The organism is Longimicrobium sp. (assembly GCF_036399255.1).
Classification (GTDB): domain Bacteria; phylum Gemmatimonadota; class Gemmatimonadetes; order Longimicrobiales; family Longimicrobiaceae; genus Longimicrobium.
Window position 1 is genome coordinate 22,478 of the sequence record NZ_DASWNM010000042.1, and the last position, 24,307, is coordinate 46,784.

25 protein-coding genes are annotated in these 24,307 nt (G+C 69.9%); 17 read left to right on the forward strand and 8 right to left on the reverse strand.

The genetic code is table 11. The features are described from left to right. Positions 1-177: 177 nt before the first annotated feature. Entirely contained in the window at positions 178-1,155 is a 978-nt protein-coding gene (locus VGC13_RS07070; protein ID WP_331124525.1) for an alpha/beta hydrolase, read from the reverse strand. Positions 1,156-1,276: 121 nt separating this feature from the next. Between VGC13_RS07070 and VGC13_RS07075 the strand changes: the two genes are divergently transcribed. Next, positions 1,277-1,906 (forward strand): hypothetical protein, encoded by a 630-nt coding sequence (locus VGC13_RS07075; protein WP_331124526.1) that lies wholly within the window; start codon positions 1,277-1,279, stop codon positions 1,904-1,906. 151 nt (positions 1,907-2,057) lie between these two features. Here the strand turns inward: VGC13_RS07075 and VGC13_RS07080 are convergent, their stop codons facing one another. From VGC13_RS07080 to VGC13_RS07090, 3 genes are all read right to left on the reverse strand, one after another. After that, positions 2,058-2,300, reverse strand: coding sequence for a hypothetical protein (locus tag VGC13_RS07080; protein ID WP_331124527.1), 243 nt, complete (start codon positions 2,298-2,300; stop codon positions 2,058-2,060). Beyond that, positions 2,297-2,527, reverse strand: a complete 231-nt coding sequence (locus tag VGC13_RS07085) for a hypothetical protein (RefSeq protein WP_331124528.1) — start codon at positions 2,525-2,527, stop codon at positions 2,297-2,299. The genes VGC13_RS07080 and VGC13_RS07085 overlap by 4 nt, the downstream gene beginning before the upstream one ends. A 180-nt stretch (positions 2,528-2,707) precedes the next feature. Continuing rightward, positions 2,708-2,944, reverse strand: coding sequence for a hypothetical protein (locus VGC13_RS07090; RefSeq protein ID WP_331124529.1), 237 nt, complete (start codon positions 2,942-2,944; stop codon positions 2,708-2,710). A gap of 92 nt (positions 2,945-3,036) precedes the next feature. Between VGC13_RS07090 and VGC13_RS07095 the strand changes: the two genes are divergently transcribed. The 9 genes from VGC13_RS07095 (at position 3,037) to VGC13_RS07135 (ending at position 13,130) form a co-directional block, all read left to right on the forward strand. Further along, positions 3,037-3,441: a ferritin-like domain-containing protein gene (locus tag VGC13_RS07095; RefSeq protein WP_331124530.1), complete on the forward strand. Its 405-nt coding sequence runs from the start codon at positions 3,037-3,039 to the stop codon at positions 3,439-3,441. Further along, complete coding sequence (locus VGC13_RS07100) at positions 3,426-4,193, forward strand: SDR family NAD(P)-dependent oxidoreductase (RefSeq protein WP_331124531.1); 768 nt, start codon at positions 3,426-3,428, stop codon at positions 4,191-4,193. Before VGC13_RS07095 ends, VGC13_RS07100 begins: the two co-directional genes overlap by 16 nt. Further along, positions 4,186-5,211: an asparaginase gene (locus tag VGC13_RS07105; protein ID WP_331124532.1), complete on the forward strand. Its 1,026-nt coding sequence runs from the start codon at positions 4,186-4,188 to the stop codon at positions 5,209-5,211. Before VGC13_RS07100 ends, VGC13_RS07105 begins: the two co-directional genes overlap by 8 nt. Before the next feature lie 202 nt (positions 5,212-5,413). After that, positions 5,414-5,974, forward strand: a complete 561-nt coding sequence (locus VGC13_RS07110) for a hypothetical protein (RefSeq protein WP_331124533.1) — start codon at positions 5,414-5,416, stop codon at positions 5,972-5,974. Positions 5,975-6,283: 309 nt separating this feature from the next. Next, positions 6,284-7,129 (forward strand): helix-turn-helix domain-containing protein, encoded by an 846-nt coding sequence (locus VGC13_RS07115; protein ID WP_331124534.1) that lies wholly within the window; start codon positions 6,284-6,286, stop codon positions 7,127-7,129. A gap of 198 nt (positions 7,130-7,327) precedes the next feature. Then, a complete protein-coding gene (locus VGC13_RS07120) occupies positions 7,328-8,308 on the forward strand; it encodes a helix-turn-helix transcriptional regulator (RefSeq protein ID WP_331124535.1) in 981 nt (326 codons plus the stop codon). Between the two features lie 444 nt (positions 8,309-8,752). After that, entirely contained in the window at positions 8,753-9,754 is a 1,002-nt protein-coding gene (locus tag VGC13_RS07125; RefSeq protein ID WP_331124536.1) for an alpha/beta hydrolase, read from the forward strand. 619 nt (positions 9,755-10,373) lie between these two features. Next, positions 10,374-10,898 (forward strand): Lrp/AsnC family transcriptional regulator, encoded by a 525-nt coding sequence (locus VGC13_RS07130; RefSeq protein WP_331124537.1) that lies wholly within the window; start codon positions 10,374-10,376, stop codon positions 10,896-10,898. A 33-nt stretch (positions 10,899-10,931) separates the two neighbouring features. Further along, the gene (locus VGC13_RS07135; protein ID WP_331124538.1) at positions 10,932-13,130 is read left to right on the forward strand and encodes a glutamine synthetase III; all 2,199 of its coding nucleotides are present in this window, start codon (positions 10,932-10,934) and stop codon (positions 13,128-13,130) included. Between the two features lie 574 nt (positions 13,131-13,704). On the opposite strand, the gene VGC13_RS07140 is transcribed toward VGC13_RS07135, so the two are convergent. The 4 genes from VGC13_RS07140 to VGC13_RS07155 all read right to left on the reverse strand — a co-directional run bounded on the left by VGC13_RS07140 (position 13,705) and on the right by VGC13_RS07155 (position 16,536). Then, entirely contained in the window at positions 13,705-14,022 is a 318-nt protein-coding gene (locus VGC13_RS07140; RefSeq protein ID WP_331124539.1) for a hypothetical protein, read from the reverse strand. A 75-nt stretch (positions 14,023-14,097) separates the two neighbouring features. Then, entirely contained in the window at positions 14,098-14,532 is a 435-nt protein-coding gene (locus VGC13_RS07145) for a hypothetical protein (protein ID WP_331124540.1), read from the reverse strand. Between the two features lie 50 nt (positions 14,533-14,582). Further along, entirely contained in the window at positions 14,583-15,638 is a 1,056-nt protein-coding gene (locus VGC13_RS07150; protein WP_331124541.1) for a 6-bladed beta-propeller, read from the reverse strand. A 541-nt stretch (positions 15,639-16,179) separates the two neighbouring features. Continuing rightward, on the reverse strand, positions 16,180-16,536 hold the full coding sequence (locus VGC13_RS07155; RefSeq protein ID WP_331124542.1) for a hypothetical protein: 357 nt from the start codon (positions 16,534-16,536) through the stop codon (positions 16,180-16,182). Positions 16,537-16,711: 175 nt separating this feature from the next. Between VGC13_RS07155 and VGC13_RS07160 the strand changes: the two genes are divergently transcribed. The 7 genes from VGC13_RS07160 to VGC13_RS07190 all read left to right on the forward strand — a co-directional run bounded on the left by VGC13_RS07160 (position 16,712) and on the right by VGC13_RS07190 (position 23,944). Beyond that, positions 16,712-17,152: a peroxiredoxin gene (locus VGC13_RS07160; protein ID WP_331124543.1), complete on the forward strand. Its 441-nt coding sequence runs from the start codon at positions 16,712-16,714 to the stop codon at positions 17,150-17,152. After that, positions 17,145-17,819, forward strand: a complete 675-nt coding sequence (locus tag VGC13_RS07165; protein WP_331124544.1) for an MBL fold metallo-hydrolase — start codon at positions 17,145-17,147, stop codon at positions 17,817-17,819. The genes VGC13_RS07160 and VGC13_RS07165 overlap by 8 nt, the downstream gene beginning before the upstream one ends. Further along, on the forward strand, positions 17,816-18,424 hold the full coding sequence (locus VGC13_RS07170) for a hypothetical protein (protein ID WP_331124545.1): 609 nt from the start codon (positions 17,816-17,818) through the stop codon (positions 18,422-18,424). Before VGC13_RS07165 ends, VGC13_RS07170 begins: the two co-directional genes overlap by 4 nt. A gap of 423 nt (positions 18,425-18,847) precedes the next feature. Beyond that, the gene (purN, locus tag VGC13_RS07175; protein ID WP_331124546.1) at positions 18,848-19,597 is read left to right on the forward strand and encodes a phosphoribosylglycinamide formyltransferase; all 750 of its coding nucleotides are present in this window, start codon (positions 18,848-18,850) and stop codon (positions 19,595-19,597) included. Positions 19,598-20,244: 647 nt separating this feature from the next. Continuing rightward, positions 20,245-22,368, forward strand: coding sequence for an acylase (locus VGC13_RS07180; protein WP_331124547.1), 2,124 nt, complete (start codon positions 20,245-20,247; stop codon positions 22,366-22,368). Between the two features lie 61 nt (positions 22,369-22,429). Then, positions 22,430-22,783: a DUF6665 family protein gene (locus VGC13_RS07185; RefSeq protein WP_331124548.1), complete on the forward strand. Its 354-nt coding sequence runs from the start codon at positions 22,430-22,432 to the stop codon at positions 22,781-22,783. 468 nt (positions 22,784-23,251) lie between these two features. Continuing rightward, the gene (locus tag VGC13_RS07190) at positions 23,252-23,944 is read left to right on the forward strand and encodes a hypothetical protein (protein WP_331124549.1); all 693 of its coding nucleotides are present in this window, start codon (positions 23,252-23,254) and stop codon (positions 23,942-23,944) included. The last annotated feature ends 363 nt before the right edge of the window (positions 23,945-24,307 follow it).

A 24,307-nucleotide genomic window follows, 5' to 3' on the forward strand; every position in this document is an offset into this window, starting at 1 on the left:
GAGTCGCACGGCCGCAGCAAACCTATCGGCATCCCCTTGAATCGTCAATTTACTTGTCGTAAAATGATGCAAATAAATGAATTACAGCTCTGTTTCCGCTGAAATCTAAACGAGTTGAACGCGGTGGTGGGACATGTCTGCCCCACATCCTGGCGCCATGTGCGGGAGCTTCCGCGATCAGCGGATCTCCGCCAGCGCGGCCTGTACCGGCTGCAGCAGGAACATCTCCTCCGTCTTGCAGTGGTCGTCGTCGGGATCGTCCTTCGCGGGATCCGGCGGAAAGCGCAGGTCCGCGTCCGCCGCGGGCTGCGGCCCCCACGCGCCGCCGATCGCGCCCGCCAGGCCGCAGCTGGAGAGGCCCGGCCGGGAGCCCACGCGCACGTTGATCCACCGGCGCACCTCTCTCGGCCGCGGCACCGTCTGCCCTTCGCGGCGCGGGGAGACGGGATCCAGCGTCACCAGCAGGTGCACGTGCGCGCCCAGCGAGTCCGCCAGCTCGTACGCCGTGTCGCCGCCGTAGCTGTGGCCCACCAGCACGACCGGCGCGCCATCCGCGCTGTCCCGGATGGCGCGCATCATCCGGCCCCGGTCGGCGTCGTAGGCAAAGTACAGCTTGCGCGTGTGCTCCCACGCCGCGTCGTAGGCGCAGAACACGCGCACCACGTTGCGGTTCAGCCCGTCCGCGAACCCGCCGACGAAGACGACGACCGGCCGCGGCTCAGGCGCGCAGGCGGCGTCGGTGCGGTAGTACGCGCTGGCGCGGCCGGTCCCGGTGCCCACCTCGATGCCGCAGCGGTCCGACAGCCGCGCCGTCCCGTCCGCCATCCTCCCGTCCGGCCGCGCGATGCGCACGGGGAACTCCGCCTGGCCGGGGACGGGCGGCAGGCCGCTCCAGCGCGTGCGTCCCGCCTGCGGGCAGTCCGCGTCCGCCTCGACGGTGGCCACGAGCTCCGCCCCCACGCGGCGGACGCGGATCGTCGCCGGCGCGCCGCAGACGAACTCGAACGGCGCGCGGTACGTGCCCTCCAAGTCGGGCGGCGCGTGGCGCAGCGAGGGGCGGATGTGCTGCACGGCGCGCTCCGGGCACCGCTGCGCATCCAGGTACGATCCCGACGCCGCCAGGGCGAGCAGGGCAAGGCTGAGGGCGCGCTGCATGCAATCACCGGGTGGAGACGAGCCGCCACGTCGTCTGGACGGCGGCAGACGCCCTCCCGCCGCGCAGGCACCGTGCCTTCGCCGTAGGCGGCGGCTTCACACAACGGATTCCAGGAAGATGATGCCCATCCGCACGCTCGTGCTCCTGACCGCCCTGTCCCTCTGCGCCGCCTGCGGCTCCGGCGGCGATGACGACCGGTCCGCCGCCGCAGACGGTGCCCCCGCGCTTCCCTCCGCCGAAGAGACCGTCCTGCCGCCCCCGTCCGATCCCGCCGCGCGGCCCGACACCGCGTGGGCGTTGCGGATGGACGGCATCGGCCCGCTGCGGGTGGGGATGACGCTGGACGAGGCGCGCGCCGCGCTGGGCGGCGACCTGCGGATGAGCGAGAACCCCGTCAGCATGGAGGCCGGGGCGGACCGCTGCGACCACCCGCGCTCCGCCCGCCTTCCCGCGGGGGTGATGATGATGGTGCAGGGGCAGCGCGTGGTGCGCCTGGAGGTGACCTCGGGCGCCACGCCCACGGCGGAGGGCGCGCGCATCGGCGACACGGAGGCACGGGTCCAGCAGCTGTACCCGGGCCGCGTGCAGGTGCAGCCGCACAAGTACACGGAGGGCCACTACCTGGTCGTGCGCCCCGCCGCCGCCGCCGACACCACCCACCTGCTGGTCTTCGAGACGGACGGCAGCGCGGTGCTCCGCTTTCGCGCCGGCCAGAAGCCGCACGTGGAGTACGTGGAGGGGTGCGCGTGAGGTCGGAGTGGCACGGCTCCCTGCGCACCAAACCGCCACGGGCGCCACCGGCGCGCCAACACGGTACAAATCAGTAGAAATTGCGGCGCACGAAGAGAAAGAGCCGCACGGCAATTATGCCGTGCGGCTCCTGCGTGTTCCTACGCGCGGATCAGGATGCGCGAAGCAGGTCCTGCGGAGCGGCGTCGGGTAAATTCACCGGATGGAAGAACTCCTGTGGGTACAGGTAGGCTTCGCCGGATTCGTCCACGATGCGCACGAGCCCGTGCCGTGTCGCCTGGGCATCCGGGATCATGGGATACGCCCTGTGCAGTTCCAGGGCGGCAGGATAGCCGTCGTTGCATACGCAGACGGCGAACCGGCTCTGGGCCAAAGGTGAGGTTCCGTGCATCATTCGAATATCCTGATCATCCGCATTTCATGCCTGCCAACGCCGTGGCACTCATACCAGTGGACCTCGGCCTGGACAGGCCTCCCACGCCAGTTAACGGTAGCGAAGCCCTTGAGCTTGCGCCAGCGTCTTCCGCCATATGCTTTCTTCAGGCGTGCCAGGTCACGAATCCCGTGGCCGTGCGCGATCGTTTCGATGTTCCGAATCTCGCTGATGACCTCAGCATACATGTGCGGGGCTGGCTCGCGATCATGGTTTGCGATTGGGCGTCGGGTTGCCGTGGCGCAACGTAAGGCACTCGACATTCCAGGCGTTAACCGCAATCCGCCAACTCACGGACCCACTTTCCGACCCGCATTTCCGCTCCCGGAGCCGCTGTCCGACCGCGGCCCGACAGGTAGCGGAGTCGATCAGGATTCATTCGGCCGCTCAGCATCCGCGGCACTCCCGGACGGCCGGAAGTACTTCGCCGGATACAGATAATCCTCCCCCGTCTCGTCCACGACGCGTATCCACCCGCTCCGCTCGGCGGACGGATCGGGGAGCACTTCGTACCGCCTGTGCAGCGCGAGGTCCAGCTCGTACCCGTCGTTCCGCACGCAGACGGCGAAGCGGGGCGGATGGCCGTTAGGAATCATCTGGTTCATGGGGCTCTTTTGGGTTGCGGGGATCACACGCTAAGTTGTGCGTCTCCCCGCGCCGATCAAGAGCGCCGGACCGCCACCAAGCGCACACGTCCATGGACCTGATCACAGAGCTGGAAGAGGCCCGCGCCGCCGAAAAGGACCAGGCGCACTTCTACCGCACGCTGGCGGCGGAGGCCGAGGACCGCGCCGACGAGGCGATGAGCGAGCGCTTCAACGAGCTGCACGCCGACGAGCAGCACCACGTAAGCCGCCTGACCGCGCGCCTGCTGGAGCTGGGCGCCAGCCTGGCCGAGCTGCAGCCGTCGGACTCGTCGTCCGCGCGCATGGACGGGTGGGAGGCGGCCGCCAGCATGCGCGAGGACGCCGAGGTGGAGCGCTACGAGCGGCTGCTTCAGGCGGAGGGGGTGGACGCCGGGACGCGCGCGCTGCTGGAGGAGATCCTGGACACCGAGCGCCACCACGCGACCGACCTGGGGGGCAAGTGGACGCAGGCGTGATGCTGGGGCTGCGGGGAAAGCGGGCGCTGGTGACCGGCGCCTCGCGCGGCGTGGGGCGCGCCACCGCGCTGCTGCTGGCGCGCGCGGGGGTGGACGTGGGCATCGGCTACCACAGCCGCGAGGCCGACGCGGCGCAGACCGTGGAGCAGGCGCGGGCGCTGGGGGTGCGCGCCTTTGCCCAGGCGGCGGACGTGGCCACCCCCTGGGGCGCCGAGATGCTCTTCGAGCGCTGCCTGGTGGAGCTGGGCGGCATCGACCTGTTCGTCGCCAACGCGGGGATCTGGATCCCCGACGAGGTGCCGGTGGCGGGGATGGCGGACGCGCAGTGGGAGCGCACGATGCTCGCCAACCTGTCGTCCGTCTTTCAGACCGTGCGCCTGGCCGCGCGCTTCGTGAGCGACGGCGGAAAGATCGTCATTGTCTCCTCCACCGCCGGGCAGCGCGGCGAGGCCTTCCACGCGGACTACGCGGCCAGCAAGGGCGCGCTCATCTCGTTCACCAAGTCCGTCGCGGTGGAGCTGGCGCCGCGCGACGTCACGGTGAACTGCGTGGCGCCGGGGTGGATCGACACCGAGATGGTGGAGCAGCCCATGGCGCAGGGGCGCGAGGCCATCGAGCGCGCCATCCCCCTGGGCCGCATCGCCAGCGCCGAGGACGTGGCGGGGCCCATCGTGTTCCTTTGCTCGGCCCTGGCGCGCCACGTGACGGGCGAAATCCTGAACGTCAACGGCGGGAGCGTGCTCTGTGGGTGAGGATGGCAACGCGGGTGAGGGCGGAACCCCGCCGCGGGTGCTGCTGCTGGCGACGGGCGGCACCATCAGCATGCAGCGCGACGCCGAGCGCGGCGGCGCCGTCCCGCGGCTGACCGGCGCCGAGATCCTGGCCACGCTGCCGGGGGTGGAGGAGGTGGCGCGGGTGGAGGTGCGCGAGTTCGGCCGCTTCCCGGGCCCGCACATGACCATCGGCCGGATGTGGGAGCTGCGCGCCGCCATCCTCCAGGCGCTGGCGGAGGACTACGCGGGCGTCGTCGTCACGCATGGGACGGATACGATCGAGGAGACGGCGTACCTGCTGGACAGGTCCATCGGGGATGGCAAGCCGGTGGTGATCACGGGCGCCATGCGCAACTCGTCGGAGCTGTCGTGGGACGGGCCGGCCAACCTGATGGCGGGGATCGAGGTGGCCGTGGCGCCCGAGTCGCGCGGCCGCGGCACCATGGTGGTGATGGACGACGAGATCGTGCAGGGCGCCGAGGTGGTCAAGACGCACACCGAGGCCGCCGGCACCTTTCGCTCGCCCAACTGGGGGCCGCTGGGGGTCACCGACAAGGGCCGCGTGCTCTTTTACCGCGAGTCGCGCCGCAAGCCCACGCTGGCGCCCGGCGCGCCCGCGCTGCCGGTGGACCTGGTGAAGGTCGTGGCCGGGATGGACGCGCGGCTGCTGGAGGCCAGCCTGGACACCGGCGCGCGCGGCATCGTCCTCGAGGCGCTGGGGCGGGGCAACGTGCCGCCGGACGTGGTTCCCGGCGTGCGCCGGTGGACGCAGGCGGGGCGGCCGGTGGTCATTACCTCGCGCTCGCTGCGGGGGCGGGTGCTGGACACCTACGCCTATCCCGGCGGCGGCCACGAGCTGCGCGAGATGGGCGCCATCTTCGCCGACCACATGACGGGCCAGCAGGCGCGCATCGAGCTCATGCTGGCCATCGGCGTGCACGGCGGCGACGTGGAAGCCATCCGCAACGTGGTGGAGGCCGGGCGCTACGACGGCTGATCCCCGCCGTGTCACGGCTGCACCGAGCAATTCGCGATTCTTCCGGATTCTTCCTCCGCGCCAGTCCGCATCCAGTGGGGCTGTACGGATGATGCAAGTGGTTGTATCTTAACCGCCTGCGTCTTCTGGACCTCCCGTTTCCGTCCGCCCTCGCCCGAGGTGCGGCGGCCTGTTTTTTCCAATCCTCATCCGGACCATCCCCATGCGTACCCTCCTGCACGTTGCCGTCCTGTCCCTTGTCTCCGCCATCGCCACGCCCGCGGCCGCCCAGCAGCCGGCCACCGCCCCCGCCGCCCAGCAGCCGGCTTCGCTCGGCGCGACCATCAACGCCTTCGTCGCCATCCGGCCGGGAATGACGGTGGATGACGTGGTGCGCGTGATCGGCCGTCCGGGGCGGGAAACCTCGCGCGTGGAGTCGGCGGGGATGAGCGCGGTGTCGTACCAGTGGACGAACGACGACATGAGCGCCATCATCGTGACCTTTCAGAACAACGCGGTGATCAGCGCCACGCAGATGGCGCTCAAGCCCACGTACCAGGTAAAGCCGGTGACGCTGGCCATGCACGGCCAACTGCGCCAGGGGATGACGGTGGACGAGGTGATGGCCGCGCTGGGCGGCGGTGGCGTTCCGGTGAGCTTTACCAGCATGATGGGAACGGTTTCGCTCTCCATCTCGTGGCCCGGCGAGGCGCTGGGCTCCACGCTGCTGGCCACGTTCACCAACGGCCGCCTTACCACCAGCATGCAGGCTGGCCTGCGCTGATCCCGCGCCCGCCGCGCATCATTCGCACCCGCTGCAGCCGCGGCTCGCCGGAGCGGGGCGGCCGTCCTCCAGTGCCGCGCTGCGGTGGCGTGCGCCCGCTCGGCCTGCACAGTGGCGACGCCGACGCCATCCGCAACGTGGTGGAGGCGGGGCGCTACGAGGATTGACGCGTCCGGGCGGATTCTCCGGGACCGCGAGTGCGAAACCGATCCCGTAATTCGTCGCACTTGATGGCGCTGCCGGGCGTGATCGCGAGCGTTTGTTCCCCCGGGGCCGCGCCTTCCGTTTCATAATCGCGGGAGATCCTCAATGATCGACTGGCTTCGTGGCCGCAGGCCCGCCGTCGCGCCGGACGAGGTCCGCGCCATCCGCCAGGAGGCGGGGTGGACGCAGGCGCAGGTCGCGGAAGAGCTGGGCGTGCTCCCGCTGGAGGTGTCGGCGTGGGAGGCGGGCGCCGTGCCCGTGGACCCGTACCAGGCCGCGCTGATCCGCTGGCAGATCGAGCAGGCGCAGTACGCCGCGCGCCTGCCGCGCCCGGACTGCGACTGGACGCGGGCCAACCAGGCGCGCCTGGAGCGCATGGATGAGCAGGGGCTGTTCGCCGGCCAGCGCGCCAAGCGCGAGGTGGCGGAGCACACGCGGAAGTGCGCGGAGTGCATGCGGGTGGAGATGCTGCTGAAGGAGATGCCCGCGGCGCCCGAGCCGCCGGTGAAGCCCGGGCCGCGCGGCTGGATGGATTCGGTGCGCCGCCGCATCGATCGGCTGCCCGCCTGGCTGCGCCTGCCGCTCGTGACGGCGGAATTGCTGCTGGGGCTGGTTCCCGCGTACCTGTTCTACCGGCTGGTGCGCTGGGGCAAGGGAGGCGAGGCCAGCGTGTCGCCTCTGGGGATGCTCGCCATCGGCGCGGGACTCCTGTGGATCCTGGTCCTGGGCTGGCGGCTGCTGCCCCTGGCCACGCGGCGCCCGCACCTGGCCGGCCAGCTGTTCGCCGCGGGCATCGTCCTCCCGGCGCTCCTGCTCGTGGGCACGGTGGGCAGCTGGGACCTGACCACGGTGGGGCCGTGGATCTTTGCCGGCGTGGTGAGCTTGCTGATGGGCGTGGCGATCGGCGCATCGGCGGCCGACGACCTGCGCCACGCAGAGGCGGCGGACTGAATCGAGCGCCGCGATTCCCGTAGGCTCGGTGTCAGGGCCGAGCCTGCCCAACCCGATGCTGTGGATCTGCGCGTTGCTGGCCGCCGGGGTGTGCAGCTTTTTCCCTGGTGAGGTGGAGGACGACGCGCGTGACGAAGAGCGTCGGGCGCTCGGCAGGCGGCAAGGCGTCGCGGTGGATCACTCACGGCGGGAGGGTTGATGGCGAAGGCGATTGTCCGCGGGGCCGGCACGGAGATGCGGCCGGACGAGGTACGTGCGGCGCGCCAGGCGAACGGATGGAACGTGGAGGAGCTCGCCGACGCGCTGTGGGTCACTCCGCTGGAGGCGGAAGCGTGGGAGGCCGGGTCCGTCGCTCCCTCGCCGCGGGAGGCGCGGTGGATCCGGTGGCACGCCCAGATGGGCGTCCGCGACCGTGCTCTGGCCGATGCGGGGCTGAATCCCTGCGCGTGGGTGCGGGAGAGGCTGGCGCAGCGTCCGCCGGAGCGGCGCGGCAATCACCTCTCCGATCCACCGGGTCCCGAGATCGCGCTGCACGTGGAGCAGTGTTCCGCCTGTTGTGCACGGCCGCTCCCGGACCTCTGGCGTTCGCCCGTGCCCGAGCCTCCCCGCTCTGATACCGAAGGCATTGCGGACTGGCTGATCCGCAGGTGGCGGTCCGCCGGGCAGCTGTCTCTCTGGCCACGTCTGCTCGCGCGTGTAATCGTGCCGGCGGGGCTGCTTGGTGCGGGATTGCTGCTGATGGAGAACTACGGGTGGGCCGATGACGGCTTCAACCTGCCGCTCGAGGCCTTCCTTGCGTACTTCGCCGGCTATCTGGCCCTTCTGGTGTCGGGCCGTCCGCTGCGGAATTTCGCGAAGGATCACCCGTACCTGGCGTGGCAGGTGCGCACCGCGGCGGTGCTGTACTCCATGCTGGTCGTCTGCGGTTCGGTTGCGGAGAGCCTCACACTGAATGATCCAGGTGTCTGGGTGCTTACCGGGATTTTCTCGCTGATGATCGGAGGTGTCGCGGGTGCAGTCGCGGCCGACGCTCAGCAAAGGAACGAGTACCTGGAGAAGTGCGTTGCGCTCACTCTGCAGCCCATGGCTCCACTCCCCGAGTCCGGTGGCGAAGCCGCCGTTCTGCCTTCCCCGGGCGGCGCAGGGCAATCCCGGCCCCGCCCCGGGCCGCCTGACTGAGATCATCCTCATACGTGTGTGACCATACGAAGCGCCCCGCGGTGTGTGCAGCCGCGGGGCGCGCTCCGTATGAATAATCCATCACATGAGAATGGCCTTCTTGCGGGGCGGAAGGTGCGGCAACAAGCACCTCGGCGGCGTCTGCGCGAGTCCTCCATTCCGTCAATGGTGCATGTGACCCGCTTGCGAGCTTGTCAGAATCTGATGCCGGGAATGCTGGGAGGCTCCCATTCCCCAGGTGGGACGAGTACGTCCCAGAACGCGGCTTCTCCGGCTCGATCGTCCGCTGTCAGCCAAGTCGTTGGACAAAAATGCATTTGCGTCGGCTCGGCACGGCCGTGCCGCGGCTGGTCCCGTCCCTGCCTTGTCCCGGAGCGTGCCGCGGTTGAGTGGACGCCCGGCGCTGACCCCATACATCATCCACACGACGACCGGAGCACTTCCGTGAAGATTCGCGCTTTCGCCCTGCTGCTTTCCCTTGCCGCCGCCGCGTGCGACGAAGCCCCGACGCTCGCCTCGGCGCGCGGCACCGCGCCGGCCGCCATCTCGTACACCGCGCCTGTGACCGCCGAGGGCCACCTGACCGGCGCGGACGGCATGCAGCTGTTCTACCGCGTCTACGGCGGCGGGCCCGACACCACCGTGGTGCTGGCCGGCGGCCCGGGGCTGCCCATCAGCTATCTCGACAAGGACCTGGCCCCGCTGGCGCACGGCCGCACCCTCATCTTCTTCGACGCGCGCGGCGCGGGGTACTCGCAGCTCACCACGGATCCGGCGCTGCTCTCCATCCATCGGCACGTGGCGGACGTGGAGGCGGTGCGCCAGCATTTCGGGATCGGGAAGCTGCAGCTGATCGGGCACTCGTGGGGGGCGATGGTGGCCGGCTTCTACGCCGCCGCGCATCCGCAGAACGTCGACCGGATGGTGCTGGTGACCCCCGGTCCGCTACAGGCCCAGCACGACGCGCAGTTCGAGGCCGAGCGCCAGTTGCGCACCTCGCCGCAGGTGCTGCAGCAGCAGGGCGAGCTGATCGGCCTGCTGCTGAGCGGCCAGTCGCCGGACCCGCTGGCCACCTGCGAGCAGCTGTTCTCCATCTACTTTCCCGCGTACTTCCACGACGCGGCCAACGTGGCCAACCTGCGCGGCTCGTGGTGCGACATGACGCCGGCCGCCGCCAGCCTGCTGCCGTTCACCATGTTCGCGGGACGCGCGTCGCTGGGCGCGGACTGGAACCTGGCGCCCATGCTGTCCGGCGTGCAGACGCCCGCACTGGTGATCCACGGCGCCGGCGACCCCATCCCCTTCGCCAGCACGTCGGGGTACGCGCAGGCGCTGCCCAACGGCGAGCTGCGGGTAATCCAGGGAGCCGGCCACTTCCCCTGGCTCGAGGAGCCGGCCGAGTTCTTCACCGCGGTGAACACCTTCCTGCGCCGCGGCAACCTGTAGGCATCATCTCCCAAGCGTCCCTCGCTGTTCGGGGGACGCGGCACGACCCGAGGAGCCCGCACGCCGGGCCATGGACATAGACCGAATCCCCGCCTCCGCAGTCCGGAGGCGGGGATTCGCGCGTCCAGACCCTCGGCAAAGGCTGGCAAGGGCTGGCAAGGCTGGCAAGGGCTGGCAAGGGCGAATGAATTCGCTGCAACAACCACACGAAGTCCGCCTTCGCGGGCTGGCGGCTGTGGGGGCAGGGGCGAGTGCCTGCCACGTGGCGGGTGAGTGAAAGCGACCAAGGGATTGCTGGCCGGAGCGCGATCGAATTCTCCCCTCTCCGTGAGGAACGAACGGGGAGGGGCCGGGGGAGGGGCACCCCGCTGGCGCAGTGCGAACCCTCCGCAGCACGATCGAATTCTCCCCTTTCTCCCGCTCCGCGGGGGAGAGGGGCCGGGGGAGAGGGGGCCCCTTGGGCGCCAGCTCGCTCCCGTTCGTCGCGCCTCCCTCCTTCCATCCCTCCGTTGATCCGACGAATTGGTCGTTCCCGTTGGTAAGCCTCTTGCATGGGAGCCGACCGCCTGTTATTGTTGCGAAAATTACGCGACGACGGACAGAGACTTAAAAAAGTAAAGTGACCGGACCCGCGCGCCTGGACGACATCGACATCCGCCTGCTGGAGCTGCTGCAGGAGCACGGACGCACCTCGCAGCACGACCTGGCGCAGGCCGTGGGGCTTTCGTCGCCCGCGGTGGCGGAGCGGCTGCGCAAGCTGGAGGAGCGCGGCATCATCCGGCAGTTCACCGTGCTGGTGGACCCGCGCCGCGTGGGGCGCGACGTCACGGCGTTCATCTTCGTGGGGATCAACGGGTCGCACCACTACCCGCAGTTCCGGGCCCACGTGGCGCACCACCCCGAAGTGCTGGAGTGCCACAGCGTCACCGGCCAGGGCAGCCACCTGCTGAAGATCCGCACCGACAGCACCAGCACGCTCGAAGGGCTGCTGGCCGAGATCCAGGCGTGGCCCGGCGTGCAGTGGACCACCACCAGCATCGTGCTTTCGACGGTGAAGGAAACCAGCGCCCTGGCGCTGGGGCCGCGCCCCACGGGGGCGGACGCGGCAGCGACGGACGGGGCGGCGGTCGCCCCGGAGCGGTAACCCTTTTCGTCCAGAAACCCGTACAGAGGTCGCATGCCAAGGATCACCGCCCGTTTCGACACGCTGGCCGCCGCCAAGGGGTGGGACGGGGACGCGCGCAGCGGCGCCGCGGGGGCCCGCGCGGTCCCCGAGTCGATGGACATCGAGACGCTGTTCGGCCAGCACACCTTTGGCCTGGCCGAGATGCGCGCCCGGCTCCCCAAGCAGGTGTACAAGGCGCTGTGCCGCACCATGGACCACGGCGAGCCGCTGGACCCGTCCATGGCCGACGTGGTGGCGCTGGCCATGAAGGAGTGGGCGCTGGAGAAGGGCGCCAGCCACTACACGCACTGGTTCCAGCCCCTTACCGGCAGCACCGCCGAGAAGCACGACAGCTTCATCACGCCCAACGCGGGCGGCGGCGCCGTGGCCGAGTTCAACGGCAAGGAGCTCATCCAGGGCGAGCCCGACGCCTCGTCGTTCCCCTCGGGCGGCCTGCGCGCCACCTTCGAGGCGCGCGGCTACACCGCGTGGGACCCCACGTCGCCGGCGTTCGTGGTCGAGACCAACGCGGGGTGCTACCTGAGCATTCCCACGGCGTTCGCGTCGTGGACGGGCGAGGCGCTCGACACCAAGATCCCGCTGCTGCGGTCGATGTCGGCGCTGGACGGGCAGGCCAGCCGCGCGCTCAAGCTGTTCGGCGTGGACTCGCGGGTGACGGCCACCTGCGGGCCCGAGCAGGAGTTCTTTCTGATCGACCAGGAGTTCTTCTACCGCCGGCCCGACCTGATGACCACGGGGCGCACGCTGCTGGGCGCCAAGCCGCCGCGCGGGCAGGAGCTCGAGGACCACTACTTCGGCAGCATTCCCGACCGGGTGCTGGCCTTCATGATGGAGGTGGAGCGGACGCTGTACAGGCTGGGCGTGCCGGTAAAGACGCGGCACAACGAGGTGGCGCCGGGGCAGTTCGAGATGGCGCCCATCTACGAGAACGCCAACCTGGCGGCGGACCACCAGCAGCTGATGATGATCACGCTGCGCAAGGTGGCGCGGAACTACGGGATGGCGTGCCTGCTGCACGAAAAGCCCTTCGCGGGCGTCAACGGCAGCGGCAAGCACCTCAACTGGTCGCTGGGCACCGACAGCGCCAACCTGCTGGAGCCGGGCGACACGCCGCACGACAACATGCAGTTCCTGTTCTTCTGCACGGCCGTGCTGCGCGCGGTCGAGCGGCACCAGGACCTGCTGCGTGCCTCGGTGGCGCACGCGGGCAACGACCACCGCCTGGGGGCCAACGAGGCGCCGCCGGCCATCATCTCGGTCTTCCTGGGCGACCAGCTGACGGACGTGCTTGAGCAGATCGAGCGTGCGGGAACGGCCACCGAGAGCAAGCAGGGCGGCCTGCTGGGGCTGGGCTCGCCGGTGCTGCCCAACCTTCCGCAGCATGCGGGCGACCGCAACCGCACCAGCCCGTTCGCCTTCACGGGCAACAAGTTCGAGTTCCGGGCGCCGGGCTCGTCGCAGTCCGTCAGCTTTGCGGCCACGGTGCTCAACACCATCATGGCCGAGTCGCTGGACGAGATGACCACGGCGCTCGAGGCCGAGCTGGCGGGCGGCGCCAGCTTCGAGGACGCGCTGTCGGGGCTGATCGCGGCCGAGGTGCGGCGGGTCAAGCGCATCGTCTTCAACGGCGACGGCTACAGCCAGGACTGGCAGGACGAGGCCGAGCGCCGCGGGCTGCTGAACCTGCGCACCACGCTGGACGCGCTCGAGACGCTGCCGGGCGAAAAGAACCGGGCGCTGTTCGAGAAGTACGGCGTGCTGACGCACCGCGAGCTGGAAAGCCGGCACGAGGTGGCGCTGGACCAGTACTTCAAGACGGTGAACATCGAGGGCGAGACCACGGCCGACATGGCGGGCACCATGGTGCTGCCGGCGGCGGTGCGCTACCTGAACGACCTGGTGGCGGCGGCGGACCGCACGCGCACGCTGGGCGTGGAGACGCGCGGCCTTACCCGCACGGTGCAGATCGTCAACGAGCTGGTGGACGAGCTGCGCGACGCCCTGGACGCGCTGGTGGCGCAGAACGCCGAGCTGGGCGGCGAGGACGTGCACAGCAAGGCCTATCACGTGCGCGACAACGTGATCCCGGCCATGGCCCAGGTCCGCAGCGCCGCCGACCGCCTGGAAAAGGTGGTCCCCGACGACTACTGGCCGCTGCCCACCTACCGCGACATGCTGTTCGTGAAGTAGCGGGCGGCGGGCGGATCGTAGAAGTCGGATGCGGAAAGGCCGTCCTCCTCGCGGGGGACGGCCTTTCCTCGAATCCGCTGGATGCAGGCTGACCCGCCAGTCTGTCATTCCGAAGGAGGCGCCACGCGGAGCCGTCCCCTCGCTGAATCCTCTGGCGCCGACTGAGGAATCTACTCTCGGGTTGCTCGTGGTTCGTCGGAGAGCCGCGTTCCCGGCGGTGACAGGAGTTGCTGATGGGGTGAGATGGCCGTGGTGGATGCCCGTCCAGCGGAGCAGGCGGGCAGTGGGTGATCCCGAATCCACACAGAGGTTGTTCCTCCGCTTCCTCTGCAGAATACCGAATCCGGGAAAACAACACCTTTATGGGGTACAGAGGAACAGAGTCAGACAGAGGAAGCAAGATGATATTTCGGCTCGCTTTCTCTGTCTGGCTCTGTTCCTCTGTACGATTATTCTTTTTCAGGATCTGGGATAAGCATAAGAATCTGTTTTGCCGGGGAGCTGGTGGAATGCGGAACGGCAGCTTCTCACGATGAGAGGCTGCCGTTTCGTCGATCAGCGCGGTGGATCGCGGTCAGCCCGCCGGCTGGCGGACCTCCACATCCACCCGGAACCAGTCCTTGAGCTCGGCAGCCATGCCGGGGCCGGCGTAGCGCAGGACGCCGCGGTGCCACCAGGGGACGTCTTCGGGGCCCACCTGCACGCCGGGCTGCAGCAGCGCGCGGAACCGGCCGTCGATCTCCGCCACCTGCGCCGCGTCACCGGCCTCCATCTCGGGAAGGCAGGTTTCCAGCCGGTCGCGCACGGACAGGTCGTTGTGGTACTCGTACACGTTCCAGCCGTAGCCGGCTTCACACTCCAGGACGAAGTCGCGCCAATCGTCCAGCAGCACCTCGGTACGCTCGTGGAGAACTTCTTCTTGCGTGGCCGGTCCATGCGCCGCAAAGCATGGAGATCGGGACCTGCTTCAGCCGCCGCCGCCATCCGCCAGCGCCAAGCGTGCCGTGGACACGGGTTCGGGCTCACGCAGCAGAAGCCGCGACTCGATCGGCCGCATCCCATCCTCTGAGTAGACATACAGTTCAATCGAGCCGTCGCAGTCGCGCACGAAGAACGCGACTGCATCACCCCACTGCTCGCCGCCGCCGCTGCCACCCGCCGCGAACCGTGCGGGATCCTCCGGGCCCGCGGGAGCCGCCGTGATCTCCGGCCGGCACTTGTGGTCCCCGCAGGCGCAGGACTCGCCGTTGCAGTCTGTGAAGCAGCCTCCGCGAGCCGACGACACGCCGCAGGTGCTGGAACTGGTGCAAGCCTTGCACTGCGCAGCCAGAGGCACGGCCACCAAGGCGGACCAGAACACGAGCGCCGCACACGTTGCACTCCACGTTACGATCCTCTTCATGCATCACCTCTTTGGTTGAAGTGTCCGGCTTACGGGCATTCCGGCATGCATCACCGCACGGCCCGTTCGATGCGGTAACGAAAGAGCGCCACCTGTGGAACGTCACCACCCACCCGCGCGGCCAGCAGGTCACCGCGCCGATCTCGAAAACCGAGCACCCCGTCGTGCACCCGGCGATGCGCCAGCGCACAATCGGCACGCACCAGGTCCAGAGTGGTGGATTCGCCACCGGGGTCCAGGACCTCGTTCAGGTAGTATCCGCCCCCCAGTGAGATCGCGCCTGACGAGTGGACAAAACGCTGCCACTCCAGCGCCTCCTGGCCGTTCCCCACCCGGACTACGGTTTGCGGAGGCGTAGTCCACCGCGCATCGCCCCGGCAGCTTCTCAGCCGCCGCCCCGTACGGTCATGAAAAACCAGCTCGTACGGACTGCGCCGCGAAAACAGGATTCCCTCGTCGCTCTCAGCGACGCTCCCGCCGAGCAGGCTGGACGCAAAGCCCGCGGGAATTCCGGCCGCATCCGCTGACGGACCAAAGCTCCGCAGCACGCGGCCCTCACGGTTCAGCACGTGGATCATTCCCGCAACTCCAGAGGCGAATGCCCCGACGAGCAGCGTGCCGTCCGTACGCACCGAGAACCCGCTCACCGTCCACCGGCCCGGCGCGGGAAAGCTGCGGGCGAAGCGGAAGTCCGGCCCGAACACGGAGATCCTCTCGAGCGCGCCATCCCAGACGAACAGCGAATCGTTCCGGTCAACGGCGAGATTCCACGGCCTCTGGAACTCCCCCGGACCCTGGCCGCGGCGCCCCACCCGCCGCAGCAGCCGTCCCGCGCCATCGAACACCACGATGTTCCATCTCAGATCGTCAGCCACGTAGATGCGCCCCGTGGGGCCCAGTTCGACGTCCATGACCCGCCCGAACGCGTCATCCCCGAACGCGCTTCCCAGCCGCAGCACTTCCGTCAGCACCAGCCGGGCTCCGGGCCCCTGCGCGCGCACCACGCCGTCACGCTGCGCGCACGACGGCAGCGGCGCGAGCAGCGCAATCAGCACCAAAAGCCGCCAAATCGGGCCTGGGGGGCGGGAGAGCGGGAGGAGGGGCATCGGTCCGCGGGCGTAGGAGGGATCAGCACCGGCCAATCCTAGACTATCTGCCGTGGCATTACGAGTCAAGAATCTCAAAATGCGCCGGCCCATGCAGATGTTCGTGCAGCTCAACGCGCGCGGCCTGCCGGCGGAGGGCGCGCGGGCCCTGGGGGCCTGCTGCAATTCTTCTACTGCACCGGCACTGACCCCGGAGTGCGAGACGGATTGCGAGGCTGGGCGCCGGGAGCCCGTAGCACGCTCCTTCGCCTGATTCCGGGCGACGACATGGCTGGCGGCGCGGCGGCACCACCCTTCCCGGAGTCGTTCACCGCGAAGCGGATCACCGGGTAGTCGGAGAGCGCTGCCGCCCAGCGTAGAAATTCTTCGGTCGGCGCCAGGCTTTCCAGCCAAAAGAGAGCGCCGCGCGGCGCCTTCCGCAGAATGACAGCGATCGTCCGGACCTGCTGTGTTGCAGATTCGAAGGTATGGCGGGATGAAACGCGAAACGGCAGCCTCTCGCGATCGAGGGGGCTGCCGTTTCATGTCTGCGCGTCGAGCGTCAGGTCTGCGGCTGGCGGACCTCCACATCCACCCGGAACCAGTCCTTGAGCTCGGCGGCCATGTCGGGGCCGGCGTAGCGAAGGACGCCGCGGTGCCACCAGGGGCCGTCTTCCGGGCCCACCTGCACGCCCGGCTGCAGCAGCGCCCGGAAGCGGTCGTCGATCTCCGCCACCTGCGCCGCGTCGCCGGGCTCCATCTCGTGCAGGCAGGTTTCCAGCCGGTCGCGGACGGACAGGTCGTTGTGGTACTCGTACACGTTCCAGCCGTAGCCGGCTTCACACTCCAGGACGAAGTCGCGCCATTCGTCCAGCAGCACCTCGGTACGCTCGTGAAGCGCTTCCGCCTGCGTGTTCATGGGCCGATCCGTGTGTACATTCGCGTGAAAACCACCCCCGTGCAGAGAACATAACACGCGTGCAGGTTGAGTGCCGCCCCGCGCGTTGCCAGAGGGCATCGTCCGGTGCCATCTTGGGCCGAACGGAAATCGATGTCCGGCGTCGTACGAGAGACCAGGCGAGGGAGGCGAAGAGATGGCTGAAGGGCTTTTGCCGGTGGGGAGCGAGGCGCCGGTGTTCACGGCGAAGACCACGGACGGCGAGCGGATCTCGCTGCCGGACTTTCGCGGCACGCAGTCCGTGCTCCTGATGTTCTATCCGATGGACGACACCCCCGGCTGCACCCGGCAGATGTGCCTGGCGCGCGACGAGGGCGCGCGGTACACCGAGGCGGGCGTGGCGCGCTTCGGGGTGAACCCGGGGAACCTGGAAAGCCACACGGAGTTCCGCGACAAGTACTCGCTGGACTTTCCCCTGATCGTGGACGACAACGCCGAGATCGCGTCGGCGTACGGGGTGCTGGGCGGGCAGGGCGTGTCGCGCGCCACGTACCTCATCGACCGCGACGGCCGCATCGCCTACGCGCAGCCGGGGACGCACGGCGCCGACGAGGTGCTGGGGGCGCTCGGTGGCTGAGGCGCGCGGCGCGGGCGAGGTGACGGTCCGCTCGTTCACCGGCGGCGTATTCGCCCAGAACACGTACCTGGTGGCGTGCGCGCGCACCGGCGCCGGCATCCTGGTGGATCCGGGCGCGGCGGCCGGGGACGCCCTCGGCGCGGCGCGCGCGGCGGGCGTCACCATCGAGAAGATCGTGCTGACGCACGCCCACGTGGACCACGTGGAAGGCATTCCGCTGGTCAGGCGCGAGCTGGACGTTCCCATCCTGCTTCATCCCGCCGACCAGCCGGTGTACGCCATTGCGCCCATGCAGGCGCAGATGTTCGGGATGCGGATCGAGAAGCTTCCGCCGGTGGACGGCGAGCTGGCGGCGGGCGAGGCGGTGCGCTTTGGCGAGTGCGCGCTGGAGGTGCGCTTTGCGCCCGGGCACGCGCCGGGGCACGTGATCCTGGTGGGCGACGGCGTGGCGCTGGTGGGCGACGTGATCTTCGCGAACTCCATCGGGCGCACGGACCTGCCGGGCGGCGACTTCGCCACGCTGATGCGCTCCATCCGCTCCGAAGTGCTCACGCTGCCGGACGAGACCACGCTGCACACGGGGCACGGCCCGGATACCACGGTGGGCCACGAGCGCGTCAGCAACCCGTTCGTCACGGGCGTCTACGGCGGCGGCGGGCTCGCGTGACCGTACGCCGGATCCTGCTCGCGGCGCTCCTCCTGCTCCCCGCCGGCCTCCGCGCGCAGGCCGCCGCGCCCGACACGCTGTCCGCCGCCGCGGCGCCAGCGGACAGCGCCGCGCGGGACCCGGTGCGCAGCTTCGTGCACGAGCTGGCGGATCCGCTGGCGCTGGCCAACGCGCTGGCGCTGGGGCTGTACGACCACGCGCGCACCGAGCCGTACGAGTGGGGCGGGGGGCTGGATGCCCTCACGCAGCGCATCGCGTCGCGGGCGGGCGGCCACGTGATCGGCACGTCGGTGCGGCACGGGCTGGCGGCGGTGCTGGGGCGATCGACGGACGTAGAGCCGTGCCACGGCTGCGTGACCGCGGAGGACCGCGCCGCCCACGCACTGACGGAGACGTTTACCGACCGCGACGCCAGCGGCCGCCGGGTGATCTCGGAGCCGTTCCTGGCCGGCACGTACGCGGGGGCGATGGCGCCCACGCTCTGGCACCCGGACAGCAACCTGGTCGACGGGCTGAAGTCCGGCACGGTGTCCGTCCTGTTCACCGTCGTGAGCCGCGTGCTGTTCGCGGTGCTGGAGCCGCTGGTGCCGGTGGACGGGCTGTAGGCGTGCCCGGCCTGGCGTAAGCGGGTAAACCCGCCGCTGGGAAAGCGAGAAGCCCGGTCTTGGCTCGTTCCTCGCCAAACCGGGCTTCAACCGCATGAGACCAGACGGCCTGTCGCCTGAAAGATTTCGCCTGCATACGGCGAATCGTCCGCACAACCGCGGGGCCAGCCGGCCCGAGCCGTTGAAGCCCCGTTCGGTGACGCGTCAGCGGCGCCGAGACGGGGCTTGTCGCTGTCCTAGCAGCGGGTTCACCCGCTCATCCCGCGGGGCTGGGCGGGCAAGGCGGATAATCGTGAATCCGTCCGGACGATGAATCGGTCGGGGCGGATTGTAACCCGCGCCATCGGCCCGGAATCCGGTTGACGCTCCCCGGCGGCGGGTCTATCTTCGCCCCTCTTTTCCACCGCCCACCCCGCGGAACGCTTGAGCACACCGGTGCGCGTCGCCGTCCTCGCCAGCGGCGGGGGCACCAACCTGCAGGCGCTGATCGACCGCTTCAACGCGGAACCGTCGGCGCCCGCGCGCGTGGAGCTGGTGGTGGGCTCGCGCCCGGGGATCGGCGCGCTGCAGCGGGCGGAGCGCGCGGGGATCCACGCCCTCGCGCTGGAGGCGCGGGCGCTGGGGCCCGAGGCGTTCGGGCAGGCGCTGGCCGAGGCGCTGCAGACACACCGCATCGGCCTGGTCGTGCTGGCGGGATGGCTGCAGCTGGTGCCGGCGGAGGTGGTGCGCGGCTATCACGGGCGGATGATCAACATCCACCCCGCGCTCCTCCCCGCGTTCGGGGGCCACGGGATGTACGGGATGCGCGTGCACCGTGCCGTCATCGAATCGGGCGCGCGCGTCTCCGGCGCCACCGTGCACTTCGTGGACGAGCGGTACGACGAGGGCGCCATCATCGCGCAGTGGCCCGTCCCCGTGCTCCCCGGCGACACGCCGGAGTCGCTGGCGGCGCGCGTGCTGGCCGTGGAGCACCGCATCCTCCCCCTCGCCGTGGAAGCGCTGGCCCGCGAGCCGGCCACGGCGGCGCGAAGGGAGGACGCGCCGCTCGCGTTCGACCTGGTCGAGGCACCGGCCCCCGCGGACGCATCCATCCACCGCACCATGCGCCTGGCCCACGCGGCGGGTGAAGCGGATGGAGGCGAGCCTTCGGAGCCGGTTTCCAGGAGCGAATGAATTCGCCGCTGGAAAGGCGCAAAATCCGCCTGCACGGATTGCGTCCGCCGGCCTCGCGCGCCACGGCCGGCCATGAGAATTCCGACGGTAGATTCCTCAGTCGGCGCCCGGGTATTCGGTAGGGGCGGGTTGTCGAGCGGCGCCTCCTTCGGAATGACAGATTCGAGTCCGGTCTAAAAAGTCCGGAGCGGCGGCGGATGCCGCGGATTTGGGGGTCCTCCGCAGTATCCCCACGTCGAGATCGTGCGTCTGAGCGCATCCTCCGAAGTCGACTTCTCCACACCTGTGTGGATCAAGCGGCATGGGCGACTTCTTGGACCGGACTCACATCTGTCATTCCGAAGGAGCGCCGCGGTGAACCCTGACGAGTCCACCGCACCCTGCGCGCGACTGAGGAATCTACCGTCCGAACCTCGAAGTCCGTCCCGCGCGCAGGACTCGCGGACGCGAGATGTTGAAGCCGTTCCGCTACACCTTTATCTTCTCATCCCAAATCCTGGTAAAGATGGGCCTCACACGGAGTCAACGGAGTTAACGGAGGGCCGGACTCCGTTGACTCCGTTAACTCCGTGTGAGGCAAAACCACGGTCTGCATACGCGGACGTGCCTGACAGAATCCCCCCATCCTCCATCCCCGGAGAACCGACGTGCGCATCCTCCGCCTGACATCCATCCTGCTTCCGCTTGCACTGTCCGCCGCCTGTGCGTCCGCGGGAGCCCGCCCGCGGCCGGAGCCGGGGCCGGTGATCGAGCGGTCCGAGATCCTGTGGGACACGTGGGGCGTACCGCACGTCTACGGGCGCACGGTGGAAGACGTGGGATGGGGATACGGCTGGGCGCAGGCGCAGCTGCACGGCGACGCCATCCTGCGGCTGTACGGGCTGGCCCGCGGCCGCGGCGCCGAGTACTGGGGGCCGCGGAACGCCGACAGCGACCGCCTGGTCCGCGCGATGGGCATTCCGGAGGCGGGACGCGAGGGATACGAGGCGCAGGAGGGGGAGTTCCGGCGCTACCTGGACGCGTTCGCGGCCGGCATCAACGCCTACGCGCAGGCCCACCCGGACGCCGTCGCGGACTCGCTGCGGGCGGTGCTGCCGGTCACCGGCGCGGACATCTTTGCGCACGGGCAGCGGATGATGTTCACCTTCCTGGCCATCACCGGGGGCAATCCACCGCTCGTCGGGATGAACGGAATGCCGGCGGGCGCCGCGCCCGGCTCCAACGCGTGGGCCATCGCGCCGCGCCGCTCGGCGTCGGGGAACGCGATGCTGCTGGCCAATCCCCACCTGCCGTGGAACGAGGACCTGATGCGCTTTACCGAGGCGCACCTCGTGGGACCGGGGATGGACCTGTCCGGCGTGACGCTGATCGGGCTGCCGGTGATCGCCATCGGCTTCAACGACCGGCTGGGATGGTCGCACACGGTCAACACCATCGACGCGTTCGACGCCTTTACCCTGCGGCTGGCGGAGGGCGGCTACCGCATGGACGGGCAGGTGCGGCCGTTCGAGACGCGCGTCGACAGCATGCGCATCCGCCAGGCGGACGGGACGCTGCGGGTGGAGGAGCTGGTGATCCGCGGCAGCGTGCACGGGCCCGTGGTCTCGGCCGACGACACGACGGCGGTGGCCATCGCGGTGCAGGGGATCGACCAGCACGGCGCGCTTCGGCAGTGGTGGGAGATGGGGCGCGCCCGCTCGCTGGCGGAGTTCGAGAATGCGCTGCGGCGGCTGCAGGTCCCCATGTTCAACGTGATCTACGCGGACCGCGCGGGGCACATCCTCTACGTCTTCAACGGCCGCGTTCCCGTGCGGGGGCAGACGTCGTTCGCGCAGGCGCAGGGCTTCGTCCAGGGCGACACCAGCGCCACTCTCTGGCGCGGCGTGCACGGCTACGACGACCTGCCGCGCCTGCTGGACCCCGCGCCGGGCTTCGTGCAGAACTCCAACTCGCCCCCCTGGTTCGCCACGCGCCCCACGCCGCTGGACACGGCGCGCTACCCCGCCTACCTGGCGCCGCGCTGGGTGGGGATGCGCGAGCAGCGCGCGCTGCAGATGCTGGCCTCCGACAGCAGCATCAGCTTCGACGAGCTGCTGGCGATGCGGCACGACAGCCACATGCTGCTGGCGGACCGCATCCTGGACGACCTGATCCCCGCGGCGCGCGCCAGCGGCCGGCCCCTGGCCGCGCAGGCCGCGGACGTGCTGGAGCGCTGGGACCGCGCGGCCGAGCCGGAAAGCCGCGGCGCCATGCTGTTCATGCTGTGGGCCTACCGCGTGCTGGAAGCCATCCCGGAGACCGGCCGCGGGTACGCGCGGCCGTGGAGCGCGGCGGACCCGGTGCGCACGCCGGACGGGCTGGCGAACCCCGCCGCGGCGGTGGCGGCGCTGGAGCAGGTGGCGGACCTGATGAACCGGCGGATGGGCGGGATGGACGCGCCCTGGGGCCAGCTGAATCGCATCGGCGGGCTGCCGGGGAACGGCGCACCCGGCGACCCGCTGGGTGTATTCCACGTGATCGCGTACGCGCCCGGCCGCGACGCGTCGGAGGCGGTGTTCGGTGACACGTACGTGGCGGCGGTGGAGTTCACGCCCGCCGGGCCGCGCGCGGTGGCGGTGCTCAGCTACGGCAACGCCAGCCAGCCCGGCGCGCCGCACAACGGCGACCAGCTGCGGCTGATCGCCGAAAAGCGGATGCGCCCCTCCTGGCGCACCCGCGCGGACGTCGAGGCCAACCTGGAGTCGCGCACGCCCATCGAGCGTGCGCCGTGATGGAATGAACTTGACCGGCGGTGGATGACCATCGCCGGTCCGAAGGGAAGGACGTGCAGGAATGGCGTTGAGGTTTCCGCGAAAGTTCGTGGGCGCATCGGCCAACGGCAACATCGATGCGCTGCAGTACGAGATCGCGCAGGAAAAGGCGGGCGTCCTGGCGCGGCTGGGACGAAAGGTGCAGGCCGCGCTGCAGGCGCTGGCCGCGTTCGATGCCGCCGCGCCGTCCGGCTCCCCCGCCGATCCGGCGGAGCGGGACGCCCTCGTGGGCGCGGCGGGCGAGGCGCTGTGGTACTTCGTTGTCCAGCGCGAGGTGCTGGGGATGAACGACAGCGACGCGGTGATGCGCGAGTTGCGCGTCCCCCGCGAGGTGCGGCTGCGGATGGGCCTCAACCGCCGCCCCGCCGGGGGCTGATGGATGACGGTCTACCGGTAATCCCAGCAATTGACTTCCTGAGGGAGGCGCCGCTCCGCACCCGCTGGTACGATGGGCTCTGGCGCCGACCGAAGGATCTCGCCGGCATAACCGGGGGACTGGCATCCACGCCCGAATGCCAACCCCTTGCAGGCCGAGAGTAGATCCTTCGGTCGCGCGCAATCTGCTGTGTGGATTCGGGTTACACGCGGTGCGCTCCCTCAGGAAGTCAAGCTCCTGTGTGATTCTCCGATTCGGCCGCACCCTTTCCGAAAGCAGTCTCCACGCAGTGCTTGGAAAGACAGATCGCACCCTCTCCAGCACCCTGGCGAGGGTGCTTCGTTTCCATGCTGCGCGGGTGGGGATGGATGATACGCACCGGGTTGATGTCTGGCCTGTTTCTCGCGAAACAGATGCCGCCCGAAAGCGGGGCCACGATGCTCGGAACGCACAGCAGGAAGGTGCTCCATGACCATGCCCGTTCGGACCTTTGCCACGGCGCTGGCGCTCTCGCTCGCTGTCCTCTCCGCCTGCGACCGGCAGCCGGTGAGTCCCTCGGAAGCTGGCGCCGCGCAGGCGGGCGCACCGGCGCGCAACGGCCTGCCGCAGAGCCCTCCGGGGCGCGAGGATGCCGGCTTCCTCTCCTTTACCTACTCCGGCGATGAGAGCGGCCGCTTCTTCGCCTTTGGCGAGCCGGACTCGGTAGCCGGCACCACGCCCATGGGGGCGGACTTCGCCGCGGCCACACACTACTACTTGGGGACGGAGCCGCGGCAGGAGTTTGGGACCGCGATCACGAGCACGGCGCGCGGGCGGGCGGGGCTCAGCGACCTGATCCACATCCAGTTCCCCGGCGCGCTGCAGACGGGCACGTATCCCATCCGCACCTGTGGGCGCGGCGGCGGGCCGTTCTGCCCGCTCATCACCCTGGTGTTTGACGTGGACAACGGCGTGGAGGGCGGCGGCACCCAGGCGCGCTACTACGAGTTCAGCAGCGGCAGCATCACCATCACGTCGGTGGATGACGGACGTGTCGCCGGCACCTTCCAGGGAACGGCCGTATCCACCGACTGGACGACGGGTGAGACCAGCACGATCGTCATCACAGACGGCCGCTTCGACGTCCCCGTGACCGAGCGCGACCTCGCCACGGGCGGCTGAGCGGGACAGGGGCGATTCGGACGGATCGCACTACGTCCGCCGGCTCCCCCACCCGGCCCTCCCCGCAAATGCGCGGGGGAGGGTGACGCGACCCGTAAGCCGGCTGGAGCGGGATCGAATTCTCCCCTTTCTCCCGCGCAGCGGGGGAGAGGGGCCGGGGGAGGGGCTCCGTCGGGCGCAGTGCGATGCCAGCCGTAGTGCCGATCCGCCCTCGGCAACGGCCGTAACGGGAGAGCATCCGGAGCGCGATCGAATTCTCCCCTCTCCGTGAGGAACGAACGGGGAGGGGCCGGGGGAGGGGCACCCCCGCGGCCGCAGACCGACGTCTGCCTCTGTGCCGCCATCGATTGCCTCCGCCGCCGA